At 68.1% G+C, this 25936-nt stretch carries 25 protein-coding genes, 2 tRNA genes and 1 other RNA gene; 12 read left to right on the top strand and 16 right to left on the bottom strand.

Annotated elements, in window-relative coordinates; all coding sequences use genetic code 11:
- The first annotated feature begins 17 nt into the window (after nucleotides 1-17).
- From JIM95_RS11355 to leuA, 3 genes are all read left to right on the top strand, one after another.
- The gene (locus JIM95_RS11355) at nucleotides 18-146 is read left to right on the top strand and encodes a hypothetical protein (RefSeq protein WP_267164791.1); all 129 of its coding nucleotides are present in this window, start codon (nucleotides 18-20) and stop codon (nucleotides 144-146) included.
- A 10-nt stretch (nucleotides 147-156) separates the two neighbouring features.
- Nucleotides 157-1011: a DMT family transporter gene (locus JIM95_RS05165; protein ID WP_200257984.1), complete on the top strand. Its 855-nt coding sequence runs from the start codon at nucleotides 157-159 to the stop codon at nucleotides 1009-1011.
- A 760-nt stretch (nucleotides 1012-1771) separates the two neighbouring features.
- Nucleotides 1772-3613 carry a 2-isopropylmalate synthase gene (gene leuA, locus JIM95_RS05160; RefSeq protein ID WP_200257986.1) on the top strand — a complete coding sequence of 614 codons (1842 nt, stop codon included), beginning with the start codon at nucleotides 1772-1774 and terminating at the stop codon, nucleotides 3611-3613.
- Nucleotides 3614-3717: 104 nt separating this feature from the next.
- Here the strand turns inward: leuA and JIM95_RS05155 are convergent, their stop codons facing one another.
- The gene (locus JIM95_RS05155; RefSeq protein ID WP_200257988.1) at nucleotides 3718-4380 is read right to left on the bottom strand and encodes a TetR/AcrR family transcriptional regulator; all 663 of its coding nucleotides are present in this window, start codon (nucleotides 4378-4380) and stop codon (nucleotides 3718-3720) included.
- 61 nt (nucleotides 4381-4441) lie between these two features.
- Here JIM95_RS05155 and JIM95_RS05150 point away from each other — a divergent pair, with 61 nt between their 5' ends.
- The 3 genes from JIM95_RS05150 to JIM95_RS05140 are packed head-to-tail and all read left to right on the top strand — an operon-like array spanning nucleotide 4442 to nucleotide 7617.
- Entirely contained in the window at nucleotides 4442-5557 is a 1116-nt protein-coding gene (locus JIM95_RS05150) for a DNA polymerase III subunit epsilon (RefSeq protein ID WP_410170750.1), read from the top strand.
- Between the two features lie 27 nt (nucleotides 5558-5584).
- Nucleotides 5585-6868: a Mur ligase family protein gene (locus tag JIM95_RS05145; RefSeq protein ID WP_200257992.1), complete on the top strand. Its 1284-nt coding sequence runs from the start codon at nucleotides 5585-5587 to the stop codon at nucleotides 6866-6868.
- On the top strand, nucleotides 6865-7617 hold the full coding sequence (locus JIM95_RS05140; RefSeq protein WP_200257993.1) for a type 1 glutamine amidotransferase: 753 nt from the start codon (nucleotides 6865-6867) through the stop codon (nucleotides 7615-7617). Before JIM95_RS05145 ends, JIM95_RS05140 begins: the two co-directional genes overlap by 4 nt.
- On the opposite strand, the gene JIM95_RS05135 is transcribed toward JIM95_RS05140, so the two are convergent.
- From JIM95_RS05135 to ffs, 6 genes are all read right to left on the bottom strand, one after another.
- Entirely contained in the window at nucleotides 7614-8270 is a 657-nt protein-coding gene (locus JIM95_RS05135) for a recombination mediator RecR (RefSeq protein ID WP_200257995.1), read from the bottom strand. The genes JIM95_RS05140 and JIM95_RS05135 overlap by 4 nt on opposite strands.
- Nucleotides 8271-8465: 195 nt before the next feature.
- Complete coding sequence (locus tag JIM95_RS05130) at nucleotides 8466-8795, bottom strand: YbaB/EbfC family nucleoid-associated protein (protein WP_198738894.1); 330 nt, start codon at nucleotides 8793-8795, stop codon at nucleotides 8466-8468.
- A gap of 124 nt (nucleotides 8796-8919) precedes the next feature.
- Complete coding sequence (locus JIM95_RS05125) at nucleotides 8920-11715, bottom strand: DNA polymerase III subunit gamma and tau (protein ID WP_200257997.1); 2796 nt, start codon at nucleotides 11713-11715, stop codon at nucleotides 8920-8922.
- 33 nt (nucleotides 11716-11748) lie between these two features.
- Nucleotides 11749-12411 carry a suppressor of fused domain protein gene (locus tag JIM95_RS05120; RefSeq protein ID WP_200258004.1) on the bottom strand — a complete coding sequence of 221 codons (663 nt, stop codon included), beginning with the start codon at nucleotides 12409-12411 and terminating at the stop codon, nucleotides 11749-11751.
- Between the two features lie 60 nt (nucleotides 12412-12471).
- On the bottom strand, nucleotides 12472-13743 hold the full coding sequence (locus tag JIM95_RS05115) for an aspartate aminotransferase type Ic (protein WP_200258006.1): 1272 nt from the start codon (nucleotides 13741-13743) through the stop codon (nucleotides 12472-12474).
- 201 nt (nucleotides 13744-13944) lie between these two features.
- Nucleotides 13945-14041, bottom strand: an RNA gene (ffs, locus tag JIM95_RS05110) — signal recognition particle sRNA small type.
- A gap of 116 nt (nucleotides 14042-14157) precedes the next feature.
- Between ffs and JIM95_RS05105 the strand changes: the two genes are divergently transcribed.
- Both JIM95_RS05105 and JIM95_RS05100 read left to right on the top strand, forming a co-directional pair.
- Nucleotides 14158-14242 (top strand) — tRNA-Ser (locus JIM95_RS05105).
- 310 nt (nucleotides 14243-14552) lie between these two features.
- Nucleotides 14553-15413 (top strand): M48 family metallopeptidase, encoded by an 861-nt coding sequence (locus JIM95_RS05100; protein ID WP_234034577.1) that lies wholly within the window; start codon nucleotides 14553-14555, stop codon nucleotides 15411-15413.
- Nucleotides 15414-15443: 30 nt separating this feature from the next.
- Here the strand turns inward: JIM95_RS05100 and JIM95_RS05095 are convergent, their stop codons facing one another.
- Nucleotides 15444-15908, bottom strand: a complete 465-nt coding sequence (locus tag JIM95_RS05095; protein WP_200258007.1) for a roadblock/LC7 domain-containing protein — start codon at nucleotides 15906-15908, stop codon at nucleotides 15444-15446.
- Complete coding sequence (locus JIM95_RS05090; RefSeq protein ID WP_200258008.1) at nucleotides 15908-16510, bottom strand: hypothetical protein; 603 nt, start codon at nucleotides 16508-16510, stop codon at nucleotides 15908-15910. The genes JIM95_RS05095 and JIM95_RS05090 overlap by 1 nt, the downstream gene beginning before the upstream one ends.
- Before the next feature lie 152 nt (nucleotides 16511-16662).
- On the opposite strand from JIM95_RS05090, the gene JIM95_RS05085 reads away from it, so the two are divergent.
- Nucleotides 16663-17031, top strand: coding sequence for a roadblock/LC7 domain-containing protein (locus tag JIM95_RS05085; RefSeq protein WP_200258009.1), 369 nt, complete (start codon nucleotides 16663-16665; stop codon nucleotides 17029-17031).
- 36 nt (nucleotides 17032-17067) lie between these two features.
- Nucleotides 17068-17313: a hypothetical protein gene (locus JIM95_RS05080; protein WP_200258010.1), complete on the top strand. Its 246-nt coding sequence runs from the start codon at nucleotides 17068-17070 to the stop codon at nucleotides 17311-17313.
- A gap of 115 nt (nucleotides 17314-17428) precedes the next feature.
- On the opposite strand, the gene gluQRS is transcribed toward JIM95_RS05080, so the two are convergent.
- On the bottom strand, nucleotides 17429-18364 hold the full coding sequence (gene gluQRS / locus JIM95_RS05075; RefSeq protein WP_200258012.1) for a tRNA glutamyl-Q(34) synthetase GluQRS: 936 nt from the start codon (nucleotides 18362-18364) through the stop codon (nucleotides 17429-17431).
- Between the two features lie 75 nt (nucleotides 18365-18439).
- Between gluQRS and JIM95_RS05070 the strand changes: the two genes are divergently transcribed.
- Nucleotides 18440-19147 carry a queuosine precursor transporter gene (locus JIM95_RS05070; RefSeq protein WP_200258013.1) on the top strand — a complete coding sequence of 236 codons (708 nt, stop codon included), beginning with the start codon at nucleotides 18440-18442 and terminating at the stop codon, nucleotides 19145-19147.
- A 71-nt stretch (nucleotides 19148-19218) separates the two neighbouring features.
- Here the strand turns inward: JIM95_RS05070 and tgt are convergent, their stop codons facing one another.
- The 6 genes from tgt to JIM95_RS05040 form a co-directional block, all read right to left on the bottom strand.
- Complete coding sequence (gene tgt, locus JIM95_RS05065) at nucleotides 19219-20463, bottom strand: tRNA guanosine(34) transglycosylase Tgt (protein ID WP_200258014.1); 1245 nt, start codon at nucleotides 20461-20463, stop codon at nucleotides 19219-19221.
- 36 nt (nucleotides 20464-20499) lie between these two features.
- The gene (locus JIM95_RS05060) at nucleotides 20500-22980 is read right to left on the bottom strand and encodes an MMPL family transporter (protein WP_200258016.1); all 2481 of its coding nucleotides are present in this window, start codon (nucleotides 22978-22980) and stop codon (nucleotides 20500-20502) included.
- A 187-nt stretch (nucleotides 22981-23167) separates the two neighbouring features.
- A tRNA-Ser gene (locus JIM95_RS05055) sits at nucleotides 23168-23258 on the bottom strand.
- 71 nt (nucleotides 23259-23329) lie between these two features.
- Entirely contained in the window at nucleotides 23330-23527 is a 198-nt protein-coding gene (locus JIM95_RS05050) for a CsbD family protein (protein ID WP_200258017.1), read from the bottom strand.
- Between the two features lie 277 nt (nucleotides 23528-23804).
- A complete protein-coding gene (locus JIM95_RS05045) occupies nucleotides 23805-24284 on the bottom strand; it encodes a nucleoside deaminase (protein WP_200258018.1) in 480 nt (159 codons plus the stop codon).
- An 11-nt stretch (nucleotides 24285-24295) separates the two neighbouring features.
- Nucleotides 24296-24832, bottom strand: a complete 537-nt coding sequence (locus JIM95_RS05040) for a tRNA adenosine deaminase-associated protein (protein WP_200258019.1) — start codon at nucleotides 24830-24832, stop codon at nucleotides 24296-24298.
- 37 nt (nucleotides 24833-24869) lie between these two features.
- On the opposite strand from JIM95_RS05040, the gene JIM95_RS05035 reads away from it, so the two are divergent.
- Nucleotides 24870-25883, top strand: coding sequence for a prephenate dehydrogenase (locus JIM95_RS05035; protein ID WP_200258020.1), 1014 nt, complete (start codon nucleotides 24870-24872; stop codon nucleotides 25881-25883).
- The last annotated feature ends 53 nt before the right edge of the window (nucleotides 25884-25936 follow it).

Genomic DNA, 25936 nt, shown 5'->3' with positions numbered 1-25936 from the left:
TTGAAGTCTGTTCCGGAATGATCAACACCATCGTACAAGGCGGTACCGCAGCAGCCCGCCACCGGCGTACCGTCGCGCCGCTCGGACCACTGACGCTACCGGTGTGTTCCGGGCTGGATACGGGCGTCCGCGGACGCATCCGCTAGCGTGGAGCGGGTGCAGAGCAACGTCATCGCCGTGTTGTTCGCCCTCGTCTCCGCACTGACCATCGCCTGGGGAACCGTCATCCGGCACCGGATCGCTGAGGAGGCCCCAGGCGACGGCACCAGCCTCCGGAGTGCCCCGATCCTCGCGGTCATCGGGCGACCGATGTGGTGGGCGGGTACCTTCGCGGCACTGCTCGGTTACGCGCTCCAGATCGCGGCACTCGGGTTCGGCACGCTGCTCGTCGTGCAGCCGGTTCTCGTCCTCTCCCTCATGTTCACGTTCCCGATGTCCGCGGTGTACGACGGCCGCCGGATCAGCAAGGCCGAGACCTTCTGGTCGCTGCTTCTCACCGCGGCCGTGGCGGTCCTGGTCATTCTCGGCAGGCCGAGCCCGGGACTGCTCGAGCCACCCCTCAACCGGTGGTTTCCGGCGCTCGCCGTGGGCGGTGGACTCCTGTTTCTCATCGACCGGCTCGCCTACACCCGAATCCGGCGCCAGAAGGCGCTCCTCCTCGGCATGGTGACCGGTGGCGTGATGGGTTATGTGGCGGTGCTGTCCAAGGCGTTCGTCGACATCTTCGTCCACCGGGGCTTCACCGGAATCCTGCTGAGCTGGGAATCATACGCACTGCTCGGCGGCGCGATTCTCGGGACCGCGGTCCAGCAGTCCTCGTTCAACGCCGGTGCCCTCCGCCAGTCGCTCCCGGCGATGACGGTCACGGAACCGATCTTCGCGTTCGTCCTGGGTTACGCGGTCCTCGGGGAGAAGTTCGCGGTGAGCGGATTCAGCTGGACGTGGATGGCACTGGCGTTGCTCGCGATGATCGTCTCGACGTTCCTGCTGTCCCGCAAGGGCATCGGGTAGAAGCTCCGTTCCCCCGCCGGACCGCACGGTGACGGTGGGATCGGGACGTCACCACGGTCCGGGCCGCCGGGCGGAATCCGACCGCGTCCGGTACTCGCCCCCGGACCCGGCGAGTCCCCCGGGAGAACCATGACCATCATCCCGGCACCCCTCCCCTTCGTCGTCGAAGGACTCCGTGACACCGGGTCCGCCGGGCACCTACGCCTACGTGGCGTCCGTTGACTGGATCCGGGCCGCGGTCGGCTCCGCGTAACCGACCGGGCCACACCCGTGGATCCCGTTCCCGGGACCCGGGAGTGGGATCCTTCCCGTCACCGGCGGCCCTCGGATTATCGCTGAATTACCCCCGTTCCCCCGCCGGTTGAATCCGTCCCGGGACTCGGGTGTCGGTGCGGAAAGCTGCGGCTCCCTCACCGCGGAATTTGTGCGGATACACAAAAGAAGAGCGTTCCACCTGCAGGTTCAGGGTAAATCCCGCACGGTTCCGACGATCCGGGATGACCCCGGCCATGGCTCGGCCGTGATTCCCGCCCACATCGCCGATTTCCCACATAATGAGAACCCTTTCCCAGCGCACGATTGTTTTCGATAGACTCCGCCCCATGCAGCGAGCGCTTCTCCTTAGCCGCCGCGGCGGGTGGAACAAGGTCTGACACGACCGGCACCCCGTCGCGGAGTTGAGCTCTGCCGCCGGTCGTGAATTCTCCACCACACACCCGACCGGCCCTGTGCAAGGGCCCAGCAAAGGACTGAACCTCTCATGGCCCCCTCTGACGCATTCATCGCAGCGCCCGCTGACATCAACACCCCCTCCGGCCCCCGCGCCGAGGGCCAGGCCCCGTGGAACATGCAGCGCGCCTCCGACATGCCGATCCACCGTTACCAGCCGTTCCACGAGGAAGTGGAACCGATCGAGCTGCCGGACCGCACGTGGCCCAACAAGCGCATCACCCGTGCGCCGCAGTGGTGCGCGGTGGATCTCCGCGACGGCAACCAGGCACTGATCGACCCGATGAGCCCCGAGCGCAAGCGCCGCATGTTCGAGCTGCTGGTCCAGATGGGATTCAAGGAGATCGAGGTCGGTTTCCCCTCCGCCTCCCAGACCGACTTCGACTTCGTCCGCGACATCATCGAGAACGACCGCATCCCGGACGACGTCACCATCCAGGTGCTGGTGCAGGCCCGCGAGCACCTGATCCGGCGCACGTTCGAGGCCTGCGAGGGCGCGAAGAACGTCATCGTGCACTTCTACAACTCCACCTCGAAGCTCCAGCGCCGCGTGGTGTTCCGCAAGGATCAGGAACAGATCAAGAAGCTGGCCACCGATGCCGCGGAGCTGGTCAAGTCCCTGGCCGCGGACTACCCGGGCACCAACTGGCGCTGGGAGTACTCCCCGGAGTCCTTCTCCGGCACCGAGGTCGCATACGCCAGGGAGGTCTGCGACGCGGTGGTCGACGTCCTGGAGGGGACCCCGGAGAACCCGGTGATCCTGAACCTGCCCTCCACCGTCGAGATGATCACCCCGAACGTGTACGCCGATTCCATCGAGTGGATGCACCGCAATCTGGCGAAACGTGACTCCGTCATCCTCTCCCTGCACCCGCACAACGACCGCGGCACCGGCGTCGCGGCCGCCGAGCTGGGGTACCTGGCCGGCGCCGACCGTATCGAGGGCTGCCTGTTCGGCAACGGTGAGCGCACCGGCAACGTCTGCCTGGTCACCCTGGGGCTGAACATGTTCACCCAGGGCGTCGATCCGCAGATCGATTTCTCGGACATCGACCGGATCCGCCGCACGGTGGAGTACTGCAACCAGCTGCGTGTCCCCGAGCGCCACCCCTACGGCGGCGACCTGGTGTTCACCGCGTTCTCCGGTTCCCACCAGGACGCCATCAACAAGGGCCTGGATGCCATGGCCGCCGGCGTCCGCGAGGGTGCCACGCACACCGACGTCTCCCCCGAGGAACTGCGTGGTTCCGTCTGGGAGGTGCCGTACCTGCCCATCGATCCCCGCGACGTCGGCCGCACCTACGAAGCGGTCATCCGCGTCAACAGCCAGTCCGGCAAGGGCGGTGTCGCCTACATCATGAAGACCGACCACGGTATCGCGCTGCCGCGCCCCATGCAGGTCGAGTTCTCCGCCACCGTGCAGGCCGTCACCGACGCCGAGGGCGGCGAGGTCAACTCCAAGAACATGTGGGACATCTTCGCCGGCGAGTACCTGGACCGGAGGGCACCGCTGGAGCAGATCTCCGTCCGCGTCGACGCCGCCGAGACCGAGAACGACCAGGCCACCGTCACCGCGCACGTCATCCACAACGGCGAGGAGCAGACCGTCACCGGGCACGGCAACGGTCCCGTCGCGGCGTACGCCAACGCCCTCGAGACCCTGGGAATCGACGTCGAAGTCCAGGACTACAGCCAGCACGCCCGCACCGCCGGTGACGACGCCGAGGCCGCGGCCTACGTCTACGCCGACGTCAACGGCACCCGCGTCTGGGGCGTCGGCATCGCCGGCTCCATCACCTACGCATCCCTCAAGGCCATCACCTCGGCCGTCAACCGGGCGAACGCGAAGAACCCCGCCTTCACCGGAGCGTAATCGCTGCCCGCGGAGCCCGACGGCGCCACCCACACGCCACGAAACGCCCCGCCCCGGCCATCAGCCGGGAGCGGGGCGTCGCCCATTCCACAGGTTCAGTGCCCCTACACCTCCGGTCGCCGTTCCTCCAGACCGGCGATGATGAAGTCGAGCTTCGCATCCAGGAAGCCCCTGCCGATCCACGACTCCTGGGGTTTGAAGGCGTCATCCTCCCGCGCGTCGGCGACGACCTGCTCGAAACCGGTCCGTCCGTCCTCGCCCTGGTTGCGGAGCGCGGAGATGCTGAGGTGCGTGGAGATGACCGTGTCCCCGATGAAGTCCAGGGCGAACAGGGCCTGGGGTTCGGTGAACCCGAATCCGCGCAGGGACTCGATCAGCGATCGCGCCACGCCCTGAACGTGCCGGAATGCGCCGGGGAAGGTGAACAGCACCTCATCGAGACCCGGGTACCGTTCGCACGCCTCCCATGAGCTCTCGGCCCACTCGCGCAGCACCTCCTGCCAGGATTCGGAGTTGCCGTTCGGCCACTCCATCGACGCCGCTCCGCGGGCGAGGCAAGCGTGCACGAGATCGTCCCTGCTGTCGAACAACCGGTACACCGCAGAGGTGGACACCCCTATCCGTTTCGCGACCTGGGCGAGCGTGAACCGCGCGATACCGATCTCCAGGGCGGCATCGACGACATCATCAACCGTGAAACTCGGCTTCGGGCCGGTTTTGCGACCGATCCGGCGTACCGGTCGGCGGGCGGGGCTCGTCGGGGTCATGACATCCAGATTAGCCACGAATGACGGCCACCCGCGCGACCCCGCCACCGATCAGCTTAAGATGGAGGTAATGACAACGACGAGGCCAGAGACCCCAGACACCGCGGACGAGCGCTCCGGCGGCAACCGGGACCGCGAACAGCGCAGGCGCGACCGGGCGGCGGAGATCTCCGCCGCCCCCTACGTCGTCGCCGCGATCCAGTCCACGGGCATCCATCCCAGCACCGCACGTCTCGTCGCCATCGATCTCGTCACCTATTCACCGACCGGCGAGGAGGTCGACACCTACCACGCGGTCCTCAACCCGGGTACAGACCCCGGCCCACCCCACCTCCACGGACTGAGCCCCGCCGAGGTCCACGCCGGTCAGCGCTTCGACAACGTGCTGCGCTCGGTGACCAGACTCATCGACGGGCGCACCCTCCTGGTGCACAACGCCCCCCGGGTGTGGGGATTCATCGTCTCCGAGTCCCGGCGCGCCATCCGGCACAACACCAATCGGACCAGCCGTGGTCGGCGGGCCCGTGGCCGGAAGCGGAGGCCCGGACACGTCCCCAGGCCCACGGCGATCATCGACACGCTCGCGACCGCCCGCCGGCGGTCGGTCCGCCTCGACGACACCCGGATCCGCGGTGTCGCCCGCACGCTCGGCCTCGACGCGCCGACGCCGGTGGCGTCCGTGGAGCGGACGGATGTCCGCGAATCCGAGCACACGCGCACCGACAACCGGCTCATCGCGCAACTCTTCTTCGACACCTACGGTGGCCCCGCTGCCCTCGATGAGCAGCTGCCTTTCGCGATCCTGGACCCCGGCAATCTGCACGGCGACCGTTTCGGCCTGCAGCGCAGCCATCTCCGGGTCGACGCCGCCGACGCGGAACGTCGCTTCGTCAACCCCGGCCCCTGGCAGCGCGGCAGGCCGTTGACCGAGGGCATGGAGATCGTCGTCTCTCCTGAGATCGCGACGGACCCGGACGAGATCATCGCCGCGGCCGTCGGTGCGAACCTCAACTACTCCGAGAAGCTGACCCGGGCCACGAGTCTCGTCGTGTGCAACCAGACCGTCGAGCTCTCCGGCAAAGCGATGCACGCCGCGCGAAAGGGCATCCCGCTGATCAGCGACTCCGCGTTCCTTGAGGTCGTCGCCGGCGACATCGTGCCGGGTACTCGGGAGTGAGGTGCGCCGGGCGGTAGACTCGGCAGAATGAAACTCAACCTCCCAGCACCCGTGAAACGGTTGCGCACCAACCTCGCCACCTTCGCGGCGACGGTGGCGACGTCGGCGTCACGGGCCACCGGGCGCGGTGCAGGCGGCATGATCGGCGGTCTCGTCGCCGGCGCCATCGATCCCGCGATCATGGAGGGGCTCGGTAAAGGCCGTCCCGTCGCCCTGATCACCGGAACCAACGGCAAATCAACCACCACCCGCATGCTCGTCGCCGCGCTCCGGACCCGGTTCGACGTGGTCACCAACGAGGGCGGCGACAACATGGACGCCGGCATCATCTCCGCGCTGCTCAGCGGGCGGCATGCGAGCCACATCGTCCTCGAGTGCGACGAACTCCACGTTCCGGGGGTCACGCGCAGACTCCGCACCGACTGCCTCGTGCTCCTGAATCTGACCCGCGACCAGCTGGACCGCGTCGGCGAGATCAACTCCATCGAGCGCGCCCTGCGGCAGTGCGTCACCGACAATCCGCACATGACCGTCATCGCGAACTGCGATGACGTGCTGATGACCTCCGTGGCCTATGACGCGGAGAACGTCGTCTGGGTCGCCGCCGGCAACGGCTGGCACGGGGATTCGGTCTCCTGCCCGCGCACCGGCGGGCACATCGTCCGCGACGGCGACGACTGGTACGCCGTCAAGCCACTGGCCGACGGTCGCGAGTTCCGCCGCCCCACACCGACGTGGACGATCACCGGGGACGGCCTCACGGGTCCGGACGGTGGGACGCTGCCGGTGAACCTCACCCTGCCGGGTACCGCGAACCGGGGCAACGCCGCCCAGGCCATCGCCGCCGCCACCGAACGCTACGGTGTCCCCGTCGCGGAGGCACTGCCCGCCGTGGAGGCCGTGGACAATGTCGCGGGCCGCTACTCCACGATCCGTTTCGAGGGCCGTGACGTGCACATGCTGCTGGCGAAGAACCCCGCCGGCTGGCAGGAGGCGCTGAGCATGGTCGATCGCTCCGCGGACGGTCTCGTCATAGCCGTCAACGGCCAGGTCGCCGACGGCGAGGATCTCTCCTGGATCTGGGACGTCCGGTTCGAGGACTTCGGGGGGCTCTCCGTCTTCGCCGCCGGTGAACGCGGCACCGACCTGGCGGTCCGGCTCACCTACGCCGACATCGACCACACCCTGGTCAAGAACACCGTCGACGCGATCCGCGCCTGCCCCGAGGGGCGGGTCGAGGTGCTGGCGAACTACACCGCCTTCCGCGACCTGCGCCGCGCCCTGACCCGACTCACGGAGGACCCGAAATGACCCAGCTGACCATCGGCCTCATCCTCCCCGAGGTTCTGGGCACCTACGGCGACGACGGCAACGCCCTCGTCCTCCGTCAGCGCGCCCGCATGCGCGGAATCGACGCGGAGATCCACACCATCTCCCTCGGCACTCCCGTGCCGGAGAGCCTCGACGTGTACTGCCTCGGCGGCGGCGAGGACACCGCCCAGATCCTGGCGGCTGAGCACCTCATCAGCGACGGCGGCCTGCGCCGTGCCTCCGACGCCGGCCGACCGATCCTCGCCATCTGCGCGGGACTGCAGGTCCTGGGCACGTCCTTCCGCGCGGCGGGGCGCACCGTCGACGGCGTCGGTCTCCTGGACGCGACGACATCCTCGCTGGCGAAACGCACCATCGGTGAGGTCGCGTCCACCCCCACCGGGGCGGGTTTCACGGCGGCCCTCGACCAGCCGCTCACAGGATTCGAGAACCACATGGGTGCCACCATCCTGGGGCCCGACGCGCGACCCCTGGGAACCGTCACCCGGGGCGTGGGCAACTGCGACTCGGCGGGTGCCGCGGGCACGGAGAATCCTGACGCGCAGACCAGCGCGGAGGGCGCCGTGCAGGGCAGCGTCATCGCCACATACATGCACGGCCCGGCGCTCGCCAGGAACCCGCAGCTCGCCGACCTCATCCTCGCCCGGGCTCTCGGGATCGGGCTCACCGACCTCGCACCGCTGGACCTCGGCATCGTCGACAAGCTGCGCGCGGAACGGCTCCGCTAGAGCGTCAACCGGCCACTGAGGGCCCTGGACAACGTCAGTTCGTCGACGAACTCCAGGTCCCCGCCCAGCGGCATGCCCGAAGCCAGTCGCGAGACCGTCAGTCCCGGGAAGTCCCGGAGCAGGCGCGCCAGGTAGGAGGCGGTAGCCTCTCCCTCGGTGTTGGGGTCGGTCGCGAGGATAACCTCGGTGATCTCCGGCGCGTCGTCGAACTGCGGCTCCTCCGGGGTCGAATCCGCCAGTTCACGATCAGGCAGCACCCCGCCGATGCGCTGCAGCAGCGGGGAGATGTTCAGGTTCTTCGGCCCGATGTTGGCCAACGGATCCAGTGCGCCCCCCAGCACGTGGTACCGCCCGTTGTACTCGCCGGTGCGCTCGATGACCTGGATGTCCTTCGGCTCCTCCACCACACAGATCAACCCACGGTCACGGCCGGAGTCCGCGCAGATCCGGCACACCGCCTCCCGGGAGATGTTGCAGCAGATCCGGCAGAACGCGACCCCGTCGCGGACCGCACCGAGGGCGTTCTGCAACCGGGTGACGTCGTCGGAGTCGACCGTCAGCAGATGGAACGCGATACGCTGCGCCGACTTCGGCCCCACACCAGGTAAACGGGACAACTCATCGATGAGGTCCTGGAGCGGTCCTTCAAACACCGGCGTGTCTCTTTCCTATTCGGAGGCCATGGACAGGGGCCGGCCCGGTTGCGGGTCGGTCGCCCCGATCAGACTACGGCCGTCGCGGGGCGGCGGCCAAAGCACGCGGACCCGGCGCGTGGCCGGGCCCGGACGTTAAACGACACCCGCGCCCCGTCGCTGCGGGGTACGCGGGTGTCGGGGGAATCGGGTCGGTCAGCCCATCAGGCCGCCGAAGTCACCGCCGCCGAGCCCCTGGGACAGCGGACCCATCTTCTCTTCGGCGATCTGCGCGACCTTGCGGTGGGCGTCATCGTAGGCGCCGACGATGAGGTCCTGGAGGGTCTCGATGTCCTCGGGATCGACGACCTTGGGGTCAATGGTGACGGCGGTGACCTGGCCGTTACCGGTCATGGTGGCCTTCACCAGGCCGTTTCCGGCCTCGCCGACGACGCTGGAGGCGAGGATCTCCTGCTGGGCGGCTTCGAGCTTGGCCTGCATCTCCTGAGCCTGCTGGAGAATCTGGTTCATGTCGGGCTGAGTCATTGACTGACCTTCCTGGTGTGTTCGTCGGTGTTCGTCTGCGTGCCGCGCTGCGCACGCTTTCCCGGGCCCCGGTGAGATCCGGTGGCCGTCGTTGCGCAGTCTACCTGTCGGCCGTCAGCCCGCTCTAGAGCTGGCGGGCGCCGAGCTCCCCTGCGAGCAGATCCATCGCGACGTCCCGGGCGGTCCGCCGGTCGGGGGTGCCGGGCCCGGCGGCCGCCTCACGGAGCATGTCCTCCTCTTCCTCGTCGGTCGCGTTCCCGGACGGGGCCGGGCCGGATGTCGGCGCGGGCGCGGGCTCCCGGTTCTGAACGGACGGCCCCGGCTCCGGCATCCCCTCATCCTCCGGGTAGCCGTAGGGATCGTCGGGTGGCGGCGGATCCGCGTCGAAGGGCTCGGGGGGCAGCGGTACGCCACCGGTGAAGCTGTCGGCGTTCCGTCGTGGTTCGGGACGCTGTCCCTGCCGCTGACTGACCCGGATGATCACCTGCTCCCAGGGCCGTTCCCCGGTGTCCGGCTGCGGGCGTCGGACCGGTTCGGCGGGTTTCGGCTCCGGGGCACCGTCGGTGCCGGTGGTGTCCGGCTCCGGACCGCCGAGCGGAGCCGGTGCCCCCCATCCGTCGGTACCGGCGCTGTCCCGGGGTGACGGCTTCTCCGGCCGATCACCGTCGGATCGGCGGTTCTGGGCCGCCGGTTCCGGGGTTGGATCAGGGGTGTGCCGGGGCTCCGCGGACTCCCGGGGCGCAGGGTTCTGGCGCGACTCCGGGTCCTTCCGTGGCTCCGGATCCGAACCGGGAGAATCAGACCGAGGCTGCGCGGGGTCCGGCGCAGAGGTGTTCCGTGGGGCCGGGGGCGCCGGGTCAAAAGGGGCGGTCCCCACCTCGCATTCGACCTCGAGATCGAGCTGGAGCTCGTTCTTCAGCGCGGCGACGATCGCCCCGTTGTTTCCCGGGGCGTTGAGGCGCGAGGCGAGCGCCCCGGTGTTGTGCCCGATGACGAGGGTCCCCCCCCGGACACCGAGGACCCTGGCCTCGGTCAGCATGATCTCGGCGACCTTGTTGCTCGCGCCGATGGCGGCGCGGAGCTGCGCCCAGTTCCGGCGCACGAGTTCCGCGGGATCCCCGGACGAGGCGGCGTCCGGGATCTCCACGTCCGTGTCTGAACCGTCGTGTCCGGGAGCATCGGCGGGCGTGCTCTCGGTGGCAGGCGTGGAGTGCTCCGAATGAGGGGGCGACACCTCCCGTGCGGGTTCGGGCTGCCGTGGCTGCGGCGGCCCGGCGTCGGACCCGGTCCGCCGCTCCGGCTGACGATCCTGTTTCTCCTGCGTGGATGCGGGACGGGATTCGGATCCAGACCGCGGTTCCACCGGTCGGGGCTGTTCCACCCCGGGCGCGGAAACGGGGCGGGCCTCCCGCTGCCGGTCCGCACCCTGTCCGACGTCCGCCTCAGTTCCGGGAACGGTCTCCGGTTTCGGCGGAGTGGCGGCCGGGGTGTCATCGGCCCGGCGATCGGGTGTCCTTTCCGGGGCCGGCTCAGTGGCCGGCGCCGGATCCGGTTGCGGGGCCTGCCGCTGCTGGCGTTCGGTGCCTCGCCGGGCCAGACGCTCAGCTGCCTCGCGGGCGCGGCGGGCGCCCTCGCTGACCGACGCCGGGGCCTGGCTCTGCACAGGCGCGTCGGCGGAACCGGGGGCCTCGGACTGCTGCCGGCTCTGTTCCTGGTTGGTGGCCGCGAGTGCCGCGGCCCGGGTCGCGGGCGGGGCATCGGGGAGCTGGTTCAGTCCCTGCTCGACGAGCTCAAGCCGTTGGCTGACCCCGGCGATGCTGTCGGTGCCCGCGGGCAGCAGCATGCGAGCGCAGAGGATCTCCAGGAGGAGCCGGGGAGCGGTGGCCCCCCGCATCTCGTCGAGTCCGTCGTTGGCGAGGGACGCGAGACGTGCCAGCGCCGAACCCCCGAAGGCCGAGGCCTGCTCGGTGATCAGCGGCACCTGTGCCGCCGGAACGTCGACGAGCCCCATGTCGATGGCGTCCGGCACGGCCTGCAGGACCATGAGATCACGGAGCCGGTCGAGGAGATCGGAGGTGAAACGGCGCGGATCGTGCCCTGCCTCGATGACGTCGGCGACGGTCCGGAACATCGTCGCGCGGTCGCCTTCCGCGAGGGCGTTGACGGCGGCGTCGATGAGCGAGGAGTCGGTGACCCCGAGCAGGGGCACGGCCATGTCGTAGGTGAGTCCGTCGGGACCGGCGCCGGCGAGCAGCTGGTCCATCACCGACAGGGAGTCGCGCGGGGAGCCGCCGCCGGCACGGATGACCAGCGGGTAGACGGCGTCCTCGACCTCGACGCCCTCCGCGGCGCAGGTGCGCTCGAGCAGGCTGCGCATGGCGGGCGGGGTGAGGAGCCGGAACGGGTAGTGGTGGGTCCGGGACCGGATGGTACCGAGGACCTTCTCGGGCTCCGTGGTGGCGAAGATGAACACGAGGTGCGCCGGCGGTTCCTCGACGATCTTCAGCAGGGCGTTGGCGCCCGCGGTGGTGATCATGTGCGCCTCGTCGATGACGAACACCCGGTAGCGGGACTCGGCCGGCGCGTAGAGCGCCCGGTCGCGCAGTTCCCGCATGTCGTCGACGCCGTTGTGGCTGGCGGCGTCGAGCTCGGTGACGTCGAGATTGCCGGGACCACCCGGCGCGAGGGACACGCATGAGTTGCAGGTGCCGCACGGCGTGGAGGTGGGCCCTTCGGCGCAGTTCAACGACCGGGCCATGATCCGCGCGGAGGACGTCTTTCCGCAGCCCCGCGGGCCGGAGAAGAGGTAGGCGTGGTTGATTCGGCCGGAGTCGAGGGCCACGCTCAGCGGATCGGTGACATGCTCCTGGCCGATGACCTCGGAGAACGTTGCGGGACGGTACTTGCGATAGAGAGCCACTCCCCCAGCTTACCGGCGGAGGGATGGCTCAGTTCAGCGCCCCAGATCGAGGAGGTTGACGTCCTGTTCCACCATCGCCTGCTGCAGTGCGGGAATACCGTAGGTCCGGGCGTGGGAGAATTCCTCGTCCGTGAGCAGTACGAGCTGCAGCAGGACGGTGAGCCGGGCGTTCGCGGGCCGGGTGGCCGGGTCTCCGTCGGTACTGACCTCACCGGCCTTCTCCATCATGCGGGGCACGCCCTTCGTCCACACGTAGGGGACGACGAGGAGTCCGTGACGCATGGTGACGCCCGGTTCCGCGACGAGCCCACCGAGTACCCCGACGCCGGGCAGCAGCTGCCCGGGGGCTGCGGGGATCCGCCCCGAGGAATCCCGGAGAAGCGCGGCGGCCGCGGCGACGACGCGGTCCAGGCAGTCGTATTCTCCAGCCGCGACGGCGAACACCTCACTGCGGACGTCGACGGGTCGGGCGTCCAGATCCCCGGGGTCCGTCAGGACATCATCGGTCGCCGATCCGACGATGCTGTCCATGTCGGTGACCAGCCCGGTGTCCACCCGCCCGAAGTCGAGGGTGGTGGCGAGGCGTTCGCCGGAGTCGAGAACCCCGGAGCCGATGTGGAAGTCACCGATCCGGTGCACCTCGAGGGAACCCGGAATGAGGTCGTTGATCCAGTAGGTCGTCTCCCTGAGGTCCACCGTGGCATGTCCCTTCCCGTCGCACCGTCACATGTCGGTGAGACGAGTATAGGGGCCGGTTCAGCCGGCGAACTTCTCGGCCGCCGCCAACAGCACGCAGGTGGCGACGCCGTCCATCGCGACCTCGAGTTCCTCGACGGGCGGCAGCGACGGAGCGAGCCGGATGTTGCGGTTGTCGGGGTCCTTGTGCAGCGGGAACGAGGAACCGGCACCGGTCAGTGCGATCCCGGCCTCCTTCGCGAGCTGGACCACGCGCGAGGCGGTACCATCGACGACATCGAGGGAGATGAAGTAGCCGCCCTCGGGCTTCGTCCAGGTGGCGACGCCGTGCTCGCCGAGGCGGGATTCGAGGATGTCGAGGACGGCCGCGAACTTCGGCGCCAGGGACGCCGCATGCTTCCGCATGAGCGCCCGGACACCGTCTGCGTCACCGAAGTAGCGGGCGTGGGCGAGCTGATTGACCTTGTTCGGTCCGATGCCGCGGACACCCGCGTGCGAGCCGTACCACTCGAGGTTCTCCTTCGACGAGGCGAAGAAGGCCACGCCGGCACCGGCGAAGGTGATCTTGGAGGTCGACGTCATGAACCAGAAGCGGTTCGGGTTACCGGCCTTCTCCGCGAGCTCGAGGACGTTGTGGATGACGGGGAACTCGTCGGTGAGGGTGTGGATCGCGTAGGCGTTGTCCCACACGATGCGGAAGTCCTTCGCCGCGGTCTCCATCTCGGCGAGTTCACGGCAGACCCTCCCGGAGAAGGTGACGCCGGTCGGGTTACCGAACACCGGCACGGTCCACATGCCCTTGACCGACGGGTCCTTGACCAGCTCCCGGACGGCGTCCATGTCGGGGCCCTCATCGGTCATGGGGACGGTGACCATCTCGAAGCCGAGGTGCTCGGTGATCGTGAAGTGGCGGTCGTAGCCGGGGACGGGGCAGATCCAGCGGACCTTGTCGAGGTCCTTCCACGGGGTGTCCGAGTCGTTGTTGCCCCAGACGTAGGACGCGAGGATCAGGTCGAACATGATGTTGAGGGACGAGGCGTCACCGGCCCAGATCTGATCCACCGGGATGCCGAGGAGATCGGAGTAGATCGAACGGATGTCGGTGATCCCGGTCAGTCCACCGTAGTTGCGGACGTCGATGCCGTCGGCGGTGGTGTGCTCCCCCGCACCGGGCTGGCCGAGGAGCTCCTCGGAGAAGTCGAGCTGCTCCGCCGACGGCTTACCGCGGGTCAGATCCAGCTTCAGGTTCCGGGCCTTGAGTTCCTCGTACTTCGCCGAGATCTCCCCGGTGAACTCGGCGAGAGCCTTCGCATCGAGATCCTGCAACGTCATGGGTGCCACCTTCCGCGGTGAATGGATGTGAAACGTTCCGGACACCGGCCCCGGGGTTTCGCCCCTCACGGGCGGTGTCTCCGGGGTCCACTGTAGCCGCCGGTGCCGAGGCGCACCACGGCTGGAGCACCGTCCCGCGAAGGGGGCGGGAGACAAAAAGATGCACCGCCCGGCGTGGAGCGGTGCATCGCGACATCTGAGTTTAAGGGGACCCCGCGCACCCGTCAGAGCCCGCTGACCCTTGCTGCATTCCTGCCCTGGGGGAGTTCACGGGGTGTACGCCGCACGGGGTCCTGCCCACAGGGTAACCCACGAACGACCGGAGACCCAAGCCGGACCCGGGTTTTGTCCGGTGCCCGGGTTTTGGGTATAGTACACCGCAGACATGACGGGGAAACCTGTCGTGCTCTTTCTGGAGGATTCGACTAGCGGCCTATGTCGCACGCCTGGAACGCGTGTTGGGAGCAATCCCTCAGGGGTTCAAATCCCCTATCCTCCGCAGTGAAAAGCCCGTACCACAGGAATTCTCCGGTGGTACGGGCTTTTTCTCACTCCGCTCGTCCCCCGGCCGTCGGCCTTCGCAGTGACATACCTCGCCCGGGTCGGGTCCGCCGATACCGACCCCTCGTGCGGACGGGACCGAGGTGAATGTCCTTCCCCGGGGAATCACATTCACGGCCCGGCCGGACACCACCGGTTTCCGTGCCGGCCACACCACCACGACAACCCGAACGACCCATCACCCCCGACATGGCCCGCCGACATGGCGGCCCGCGTTCCGGCAGAAGACTGCCGGTGAGAGGATCGCCATGATCACGCACACAACAGACGGGTCCGCAGACCACCACGGACCGACCGTCAGGGAGCTGCGCCACCGCGCGGAATGGCCGCTGGTCATTCTGGGGCTCGTTCTGACCGCGATCGTGGCGGTGGCCACGATCGCGGTACTCCTCAGCGGATACACCCCCACCAAATGGGCGATGGGGGTCCTGGCGGGACTCGTGACACCGGTCGTCGCGCTGGTGTTCATCCGCATGATGTACTGGAAGACCGCGGCCAACAGCATCGAGCTGACGGAGAAGCAGCTCCCCGAGCTCTACGCCATCTACACCGAACTCGGTGAGCGGATGGGGTTCGGCCGACCGGGCGGCCCGGACCTGCCGAAGCTCTACCTGCACAACGGCAACGGCGTGATGAACGCCTACGCCACCAAGTGCAGGATGCACGCGACCTACGTCGTCCTGAACTCCGACATCGTGGACCTCGCCTACGTGCACGGGGATTTCGGCGCGCTCCGGTTCATCATGGCGCACGAACTGGGACACGTGAAGTGCCGGCACATCTCCCTCTGGCGGCTGATCTACTCCCCCGTGATGACACTGCTGTTCCTGGGTAAATCAACGACGCGCGCACAGGAGTACACCGCCGACCGTGTCGCCGCGTACTACGCACCGGATGATGTGCTGACCATGGTCAACCTGTTCGCCGGCAAGAACCTCGGCCACCGAGTCGACGTCGACGAGTACTTCCGCACCAGTGAGGCCCACGGCGAGAGTTTCTGGCTGCGTTTCGCCAACTTCCGTTCCGATCACGCCGTCGGTTTCCGCCGCATGGATGCGCTGCGCCGGACCCTCACCGAGGGCTGGGACGTCCACGGGAAGATGCTCTAGCGCCGCACATGACCGGCCGCCGGGCCGGGATCAGTCCTCGGACAGCCAGGCGGCGAGCTCATCGGCCGCGTGCCGGGTCTGGTGGATCGCCATCCCGAGCTGCGTGTCCTCCGCCGAGACGCAGAGCAGCAGGTTCCCCACCGGCTCGTAGACGATGCTCACGACGATGAGTATCTCCCCGGGCATGGTGACCGCGACGACGGTCTCCCCGCCGACGGAATCCGGGTGCCCCATCAGCTGCACCTGGGCTCCCGCGACGCCGAACATGGAGGAGTTCAGGGCCGACAGTCGTGCCGCGTCCTCGGGGCCGCCCATACCGAGTGAGCACACGTGGATCCCGTCCCCGGTGCCGAGGACGATCGCACGGACCCCGGTCACCTCCTCACGGATCGTGGAGAGGTACGGCAGCGCCGCCCGGGCGATCTCGTTCGCACCGAGTTCCCGGCCCCGGATCCGGCGGTGCCGGGGGCCGGTGCCCCGACCGTGTTCAGCCATCAGCGTTCCTCCGTCAGTCGGATGGCGGCGGTGACGAGCCGGGCCATGTCCTCCGGGTTCCGTGGATCCGCCTCGACGACCGGCATCGAGCCGTACCCCAGCCCGGCGAGTGAGGCGCGCGCCCGTTCGAGGGCGCCGGGTACGGTGAAGTTCAGGGCGACCATCATCCGCTCCGCGACGGTCGGCCCACCGGCGGCCGCGATCCAGTGCTCCAGGTCGTCATCGAGGTCTCCCCGGTCGCCGAACAACCAGACGACCACCCCCGCATCGGGGTTGTGGAGGGGTGCCCGGCTGTGGCTGAAACGATCCTGCCCGGCGGTGCCGAACAACCCGACGAGCGTGCCGTCGCCCCGCTCCCAGATCCCGTAGTCGATACCGACGGTGGTGGTCTGTTTCGAGGTACCCGCGAACGCCGCCGCCCCGTCAACCATGAGAACCTCCGTGGTGACGGGCGCGGCGCTCGACAGCGTGGTCACGGCGGTGGTCTTCCCGACCCCCGGAGGGCCGATGAACACGACCTCCGAGTCGGACGGTGAACCGATGATCGCGTCATCCGGAATCACGGCTTCCGGTGTGCCGGATCTCTCGCGGGAATGGGTCACGGGGGCTCCTGAAATGGCGGATACGCTACAGCTGCAGCTATGATTTTTCAAGCACTCGGTGATCAGCATAGGTCATGGCCACAGCCGCCACGAGAACTGATACCCGGACGCGCTCACCTCAGATTGAATAACCCCCTTTTGGAAGGATCGTCATGTCCCGTCAGGAAGACCTGAACAACCTCATCGCCAACATCTCCAGTGATCTGGACGGCTTCATCGGTGCCTCCGTCGTCGACCTCGACACCGGCATGTCGCTCGCCAGCGCCTCCAAGATGTCGAACTTCGACCTCGACGTCGCCTCCGCCTACAACAGCGAGATGGTCAAGGCGAAGTACAAGACGATCAAGGCCCTCGGCCTCGAGACCGGTCTGGAGGACATGCTCCTCACCCTCGACGACCAGCTGCACCTCATCCGGATGCTCGACGACCAGTCCTTCATCTACGTCGCCGTCGACCGCCACTCCTCCAACCTCGCGCTGCTGCGCACCTCCGTGAAGCGGAGGATCGCCGAGATAGCTTGAAGCACCCTCGGGATCCGCGCCGGGCTCGAGTCTGAGGTGACCAACCCCCCGGGGGACGAATCCCCCGACCGGGGCACCGGGACACCGGCGGAAGCCGCGGCAGCGGAACCGGACGCGGAGGCGGCACCCGACGCTCCGGCACCGGAGAGCGCCGCTTCCGGCACCACGGATCTTCCGGCCGTCCCGGAAGAGACCCCTGCGCCGGAGCCGGCCTCCCCGCCGGAACCCGAACCGGACCGGGGACTCGCGAAGCGCGTCTGGCGCCGTTTTCTCGGACGCTGAGAAAGAGACACCGCATTCGGTATCTCTTTTTTCGTCCGGGTACCACCGGCACAGTGCACGGTGGACGTCGACGGTGTTTCCCGGGGTCCACGTGCGGGGCGGCCCCGGCAACGATTCAGCTCCCCCGCTGATCCGGTGCCACCCACACCACATCATCACCGGGGAGGGCAGCGGGATCGAAGCGCTCCAGTAGGCCGGGCATGTCGGAGACCCCGTCGACTCCCACCGACCGGGCTATCCGGCCGCGGATCGCATCGATCGACTCTTTGTCGAGCATCTGCCGCAGAGTCACCGCCCCGTCCCGCTTCGCCAGCCGTTTCCCCTCCGGGCCCAGCACCAGGGGCACGTGCACGTACCCGACCTCCGGGTACCCGAGCAGATGGGCCAGATACGCCTGGCGTGGTGCGGAGGAAAGCAGATCCCGCCCGCGCACGACCTGGTCGATGTCCTGCGCGGCGTCATCGACCGTGACCGCGAGGTTGTACGCCCAATCCGGGCACTGGCCCCCACGGCGCAACACCAGATCATCGACCTCACCGGTGTACTCGCCGGCGTAGTGGTCGTGCACCGTCCACTCCGTGACCTCCGCACGGAGCCGGAGCGCCGGGACACGGTCGTCCGCGGCGAGTTTCGCGCGGCGTCGTTCCCGCATCACCTCATCCAGATCCCGGCACGTGCCGGGATAGCAGCCGGGGAGAATGTGCGGGGCACCGGAGGCCTCCCGGATCTCCCGGCGCGAACAGTAGCACTCGTAGACGAGTCCGCGGGCACGCAGTTCGTCGACCGCGGCCGCATAGGCGGGGTACCGGTCCTGCTGACACCACACCTCACCGTCGAAATCGAGTCCCAGCGCGATCAGGTCCTCGATCTGCCGTTCCGCGGACTCTGTCGATGACCGCTGCGTGTCGATGTCCTCCACGCGCAACAGGAAACGACGGCCCGATCGCCGGGCGAACAGCCACGCGAGCACCGCCGTCCGCAGGTTGCCGAAGTGCAGGTCACCACTGGGTGAGGGCGCGTAGCGACCGGCGCCGGACGAGGAATCTGACATGGGACCATGCTAACGGCCGCGGTGGTGCGGGCTCCGATGGGCGACACCGGTAGCCCCTGTGGCACGATGTTCGCCATGACAACACACTCCGAGATCCCGTCTGGGCAGGGCGCTGCCGACACCTCCGCAGCGTCCGCGAACGCCCGTTTCATCCCCGTCCAGCACTCCTACTACCCCGTGCTGCTGGCACTGTTCGTCTCCGTGTTCGTGATCTCGAACATCACCGCCACCAAGGGGGTGACGCTCGGACCGATCATCACCGACGGCGCCTTCTTCCTCTTCCCCCTCGCCTACATCATCGGCGACGTCCTGGCGGAGTGCTACGGCTTCCGCGCCACCCGCCGCGCCATCTGGACCGGGTTCGCCGCCATGCTCCTCGCCGTCGCCGCGTTCACCGTCGCCATCGCGCTACCCGCCGCAGACTTCTACGACGGCCAGGACTCGTTCGCCAGCGTCCTCGGCGTGGTTCCCCGCATCGTCATCGCCTCGCTCGTCGGCTACCTCGCCGGCCAGCTGCTCAACTCCTACGTCCTCGTCGCCATCAAGAGACGCACCGGCGAGAAAACCCTGTGGGCCCGCCTCATCGGATCCACCATCGTCGGCGAATTCGGCGACACCCTGTTGTTCTGCCTCATCGCCGCACCCGTCATCGGCATCACCACCGTCGGCGACACCGTCAACTACACCCTCGTCGGATTCCTCTGGAAGACCGCGATCGAGGTCGTCATGATGCCGCTGACGTACGCGGCCATCGCCTGGGTGAAGAAACGCGAGAACTACTGATCGACGCCCGCCCACAGGGCTGTCACCGACGACGGCCCCGGTAGGGCCCGACACCGCCCGACCGGACCCATCTACCGTTTCGACGCGTAGTAGCGGCCCATGAACTCGTCCCGGTACGCCTCGTAGTCCCCCGACTCGATGGCGTCCCGGATCCCGTCGACGAGACGGATCATGAAGTGGAGGTTGTGCATCGTGCACAGCGTGCCCGCCAGGAACTCCTTCGCCTTGAGCAGGTGGTGGATGTAGGCGCGGGAGTAGTTCTCGCTGACGTAGCCGCCGAGCTCCTCGTCGATGCCCACGAAATCGCGTTTGAAGCGCGCCCCGGTCAGCGTCATGCGCCCGTCGAGGGTGTAGACGCCGCCGCGGCGGCCGAGGCGCGTGGGCGCGACGCAGTCGAAGGTGTCGGCGCCGGCCTCGATGGCGGTGAACAGGTCATCCGGCTCGGAGATGCCCAGCAGGTGCCGGGGCGCGTCGACGGGCAGTTCATCGCTCACCCAGCCGACGATGGTGCCGAGGCGTTCCTTCTCCAGGGCCCCGCCGATGCCGTAGCCGCCGAAACCGCGTTTCCCCTCCGCACGGAACTCCTCCGAGAGCGCCACCAGACCCCGGGTTGCCTGCCGGCGGAGGTCCTCGTACTGGGCGCCCTGCACGACCCCCCAGAGGGACTGCAGCGGCTTGCCGACGCGCTGGTCCGTCAGCCGGTTGTGTTCCTCGAGGCAGCGGCGGGCCCAGCGGTGGGTCCGCTCGACGGAGGCGTCCTGGTACTCGCGGGTGTCCATGAGGGTGGTCAACTCGTCGAATGCGAACATGATGTCGGCCCCGAGCTGGTGCTGGATCTGCATGGACACCTCCGGGGTGAAGCGGTGCTTCGACCCGTCGATGACGCTGCGGAAGTCCACACCGTCCTCGTCGACGTGCGCGAAGCGGTCCTTGCTGCGGGCCTTCACGTCGGCGGCGGTCAGGTTCGTGGTGTCCATGGCGAGGACCTTCTTGAAGCCGACGCCGAGGCTCATGACCTGGAATCCACCGGAGTCGGTGTAGGTGGGTCCGTGCCAGTTCTCGAAGGCGGCGACCCCTCCGGCGGTGTCGACGATGTCGGGGCCCGGCTGGAGGTAGAGGTGGTAGGCGTTGGAGAGGATCGCCTGCGCACCGGTCTGCCGGATCTGCTCCGGGGTGAGGGTCTTCACCGTGGCCTTGGTCGCCACCGGGATGAATGCCGGGGTGGCGATGTCGCCGTGCGGGGTGTGGATCACCCCGGTGCGCCCGTGGGGGCTGGACTCCAGGCGGGTGCCGAGGGTGAAGGTGGTGTCAGTCATGACTGTCACTGTAGTGCCGGTGCGGCCGGGTGTCGGTCAGCGGCGTGTGCCGGCGCCCGCCGGGGCGGGCTCGTCCGTGGCGGGCCGGGTTTCCTCGAACTGTTCCTCCAGCACGGCACCCTCGATGTCCAGGGTCGGCAGGATGCGGTCCAGCCACTTCGGCATCCACCAGGTCGCGCGGCCCAGCAGGAACATGGCCGCGGGCACGAGGCCCATGCGGATGAAGAAAGCGTCGAAGAGGACACCCGCACCGAGGGCGAAGCCGAAGATCTTGATGAACGGCAGCGGCTGGTCGATGAACGCGGCGAACACGGAGATCATGATGAGCGCGGCGGAGGTGACCACGCGGGCTCCCATGCTGAACCCCTCGATGACGGATTCCTCGACGGCGTTGTAGCGCGATCCCCCGGTACGCTTCCCACCGGTGGCTATCCAGTGCTCACGCATGCGGGTCACCAGGAACATCTGGTAGTCCATCGCGAGGCCGAAAGTGACACCGATGAGGAAGATCGGCATGAACGAGATGATCGGGGCCGGCGTGTCGACGATGCCCCACAGCCCCTCCTGCCAGAACAGGACGGTGACACCGAAGGCGGCTCCGACCGACAGCAGGAACCCGAGGCCCGCGATGACGGGCACCATGATGGAGCGGAACACCACGAGCAGGAGCACGATGGCGAGTCCGACGACGACGGCGAGGTAGATGGGCATCGCCTCGGCGAGCTTCTTCGTCACGTCGCGCTGGATCGGGGTGAGGCCGGTGACGCCGATGCCGATGCCGGTGGCCTCCTCGATCTCGCGGTCGCTCGCACGCAACGAGCCGAGCAGCTGGGAGGTCACGGGGTCGGCGGGGCCGCTGCGCGGGGTGATCAGGAGCTGGGCGGCCCGCGTGTCCTCGGAGAGCCCGATGATCTGGACGTGCTTGATGTCCGGATTCGTGTTGTAGCGCTGCGCGACGTAGGCGTACGAGGCCATCGCCGCCGCGGTCCCGGGGTTGAATTCCTCGGGATCTGTCTCACGCTGGGCATCGACGAGGGGGCGGAGGATCTGGGCATCGGGGTCGACGTCGTGGGCGTCGATGATCATGAGGAACGGGGAGTTGATTCCCGCACCGAAGCCCTCGGCCAGCAGGTCCGCGGACTTTCGTTGCGTGGAGCTCTTGCTGAATGTGCTGTCCGACGGCAGCGCCATCTGCAGGTTGAGGACGGGGTAGGACAGCGCCGACAGCCCGAGGACGACGACGGTGAGCACGAGAGCGGGTGCCCGGTGCACGAACGTCACCCAGTTGCGGCCCATGGAGCTTTTCCGGGGGCTCTCCGCGTCCGACGGGTCCCCGGACGCCGGTTCCTCCCGCCCCCGCCGGCGGCGTGATCCCAGGCCCGGGACCCGGCCCGCGAACGCGAACCGACCGAACAGTCCGAGCAGCGCGGGCAGGAGGGTGAGTGCGACGGCGACGGCGACGGCGACGGTGAATGCGGCGGAGACGCCCATCCAGGAGAGGAAGGGGATGCGGACCATCGTCAGGGCGACCAGCGCGATGATGACGGTCAGTCCGGCGAACACGACTGCGGAACCCGCGGTGCCGACGGCCATGCCCGCGGCGTGTTCCGCGGAGTCCCGTCCGCGCCCGTGTCTCCGTTCGGCACGGTAGCGGGAGAGGATGAACAGGGTGTAATCCACACCGACGGCGAGACCGAGCATCACAGCCAGAACCGGTGTGACGTTATTCAGGGGCGCGAAGTGGGTGGCGATGAGGATCGCGGAGGAGCCCACGGATATGCCGGCGACGGCGGTGATCAGCGGCAGACCGGCGGCGACGAAGGAACCGAACGTGAACAGCAGCACGAGGAACGCGACGCCCAGGCCGATCATCTCGCTCGTCGATTTGATCACCAGGGGGTCGCCGAAGGCGGGACCTCCGGTCTCCACCCGGAGTCCGGCCTCGCGGCCGACGTCCATGGAGTGGCGGATGGCGGCACGCTGTTCGTCCGTGACATCGGCGGGAAGGGGTACATCGAGGCTGAAACTGGTGTAGCCGATCCGCCCGTCATCACTGACCAGCGCGAGGTTCTTCGCGTCCGCCTTCGCGGTCTCCTCCGGGAGTCCCGCGGAGACGGACTGCTCGATGACCGCCTTCTGCAGCTGCGGGTTGAGCTTGACGGGGTTGCCGAAACGGTCGCGGTCGATCACACCGGGTACGTGCTCGTCGATGTCGGCGATGACCCGGTCCATGGCCTCCGTGTAGCGGGGTTCATCGAGCCGTTGTCCCTCCGGGGCGGCGAAGACCATGGTCACGCCCGTGGAGGTCAGCGGGTTGCGCTGGTCCGGGAAGTTCCGGACCAGGGAGTCCGCGGCCGCCTCAGAGGCGGTACCGGGGATGTTGAAGATGTCGTTGAACCCCCGCTGGAGGGCCCCCGCACTGCCACCGACACCCGCGATGATGATCACCCACGCGACGAGGACGACCCATTTCCGCCGGAAAGACCAGCGTCCGAGTTTATACAGCAGCTTGGCCACAGGTGTTTCTCCTCTGTCACGGCGGGATTCGTCGGCGTATCTCAGGATACGGAACCCGCGTGGTCCGTCGCACCACCGCGGCGCGGTACCCGTGCCACTGTAATGGACACCGCGCACCGGCGCGTGGAGCGCCCGAATACACCCGAAACAGAAAAGAGACCCCCGGATTTCCGGGGGTCTCTCCGACTGGCGGTGGCGGGGGGATTTGAACCCCCGGTTGGGGATTACCCAACACTCGCTTTCGAGGCGAGCACCTTCGGCCGCTCGGACACGCCACCGCCGACCAGCCTAACCGCACGGGGCGTCGGGCAACAAATTCCCACGCCAGCCGCGAGGTTGCGGTCTACTTCTACTTCTTGTCGAAGATGTCCTTGACCTTGTCGGCGGCGTCACGGACAGCCTCCTCGGCCTTCTCGACGCCTTCCTTGATGTCGGACTTGACCTGGTCGGCGCGGCCCTCGTTGGCCAGCTTCTCGTTGTCGGTGGCCTCGCCGACACCTTCCTTGATCTTGCCGCCGAGGTCGTTGGCCTTGCTCTCGAAACCCATGATGAAATCTCCTTTGTCAGTCGGTCGATCGGAAGCCCCATACTAGGTGCGTTCCGCAGATCCGGCACGTTCGGGCGGCAACTTTATCCGGAATGTTATCTGGCACAGCCGTCAAAAAGTATCACTTGAACGGTAGTTCAGGTGCCCCACAGGATCCCCATAGAAATGTGCGCTGAAGTGGGACAACAGCTGTCCCGACGGGGTTCCGGAGAAGGACTCCGAGAGTCACGGGAAAACGTCATATGACCAATCACGCCGGTTGAGAAAACCCCGGATGTCACCGGAGCCGACCGAAGAAACCGGTCATGAGTTCGGCGCACCGTCCACCCAGGATCCCCCCGCGGACTTCGGGCCAGCGCATCGCCCCGGACGGCCGGAGAACGTCGTGGACGCTGCCGCACGCCCCGGTCCTGGGTTCGTGGGCCCCGAAGATGATCTCATCGACGCGGGCATCCAGGAGCGCTCCGGCACACATCGTGCACGGTTCCAGGGTCACGACGAGGGTGCATCCGGACAGCCTCCACCCGTCGCCGTGGAGTGCCGCGGCGCGGCGGATCGCGAGGATCTCCGCGTGCGCGGTGGGGTCACCGTCAGCCTCCCGGCGGTTGGTCGCCACGGCGAGTTCCCGGCCCGTGGAATCGATGACGACCGCCCCGACCGGTACGTCTCCGGGCGGGGTCGTCCGGGCCACCTCGATCGCCCTGTGCATGAGCGTCTCCGCGCGGACCAGCCATTCCGGGTCGGGTAGAACCGGCATGCGGGTGACCGTCAGTCGATGTCGAGGTCGACGGCGTCCGCGAGCTCGGACTCGAAACCGAGTTCCGCCGCGATCCGCAGCAGCTGCTCGGAGGCCCACAACTCGGAGTCATCGCAGATGACCGTCATCACCTGTTCACTGACACCCAGATCGGCGAGGATGTCGATGTCCCCCTCCGCCCAGGGATCGACCTTGTCCAGCTCATCGGAGTCCAGTTCAGGGATGTCCGCGCCGATCTCCTCCAGGGCACCGGCCGCGAGATCGTCACTGACCGCCATCGTCGCGTCCGACAGCAGCAGGCGGACCCCGCCCGGCGCGGGCCGGAGGATGAGGAAATACTCGTCATCGACGCAGAGCATCGCGAACGAGGCGCTCTCGCTGCGCAGGCGTCCGACCGCGGCGACGGCATCGTCGATAGAATCGAAGCAGTCGTCGATCTCGCGGACGTCCCACTCCCCGCCCGCCCGGGAAACGGTCACGGCGAAGCAGAGATCATCGTCATGGTCGTCGGTGTCGCCGTCGAATCCGTCAAAGCCGTTGGAATCCATACCGGTAACCGTAGTCGCGATATGGGAGGATTGTCAGATGACCACTACCGCAATTTCCCGGCCCGTCTGTGTCCTCGGCCTCGGCCTCATCGGCGGCTCCCTGCTGCGTGATCTCGCCGCCTCCGGCCACCCCGTTTTCGGATACAACCGTTCCCCCTCCGCGGCCCAGGCCGCAGCCGATGACGGCTACGACGTGACCGACTCCCTCACCGATGTCCTGGAGAAGGCGCAGGAGTGCGGTGCCCTGATCGTGATGGCGACCCCGATGCCCGCGATTCCCACGCTCCTCGAGGCCATCGACAACCACGCCCCCGACTGCGGATTCACCGATGTGGTGAGCGTGAAGGCGAAGGTGCTTGAGCTCGTGCGCGAGCGTGGGATGGCCGACCGTTACGTGGGCGGGCACCCGATGGCCGGGACGGCGGACAGTGGCTGGACCGCCAGCCAACGGGACCTGTTCAGGGGCGCGGCCTGGGTGGTCACCTTCGACCGGGCACTCGACGACACTCCCCCGCCGGAGCAGTGGGTGTCCCTCTGGATCGACGTCGTTCACATGGCGACCCGCGTCGGCGCCGAGGTCATCCCGGCGCAGGTGGGGAACCACGACGCCGCGGTCGCCCGGATCTCCCATCTGCCGCACCTGCTCGCCGAGTCTCTCGCGATCGTCGGCGACAACGGCGGCGCCCTCGCACTGTCCCTCGCCGCGGGCAGCTTCCGCGACGGCACCCGCGTCGCGGGCAGTGCACCTTCGCTGGTCCGCGCCATGTGCGAGACCAACAACGAGGCGCTCCTCGACGCCCTGGATGAGACGCTCGCCCTGCTCAACGATGCGCGCGCGAACCTCACGGACAAACGCCCCAGCATCGAGGAGCTCGTCGATTCCGGGTACCGGTCCCGGATCCGGTACGAGGCACGCTCCGGGATGCACACCGACAACGGCGGCCTCCTCGCCTCTCCACGTCCCGTGATCCGGTTCCAGCCCGGTACGCCCGGCTGGATCAACCAGCTCGCCCACGCGGAGATGCTCGGAGCCCGCATCGAGGTGTACTGACCCGAACACGCGCGGAAGCCCGGTACCGCATGGTCACGGTACCGGGCTTCACA

This window comes from Corynebacterium antarcticum (assembly GCF_016595285.2).
GTDB classification, from domain to species: Bacteria; Actinomycetota; Actinomycetes; order Mycobacteriales; family Mycobacteriaceae; genus Corynebacterium; species Corynebacterium antarcticum.
The sequence above is the reverse complement of the archived record's forward strand: the minus strand, read 5'-3'. Positions and strand labels throughout refer to the sequence as shown.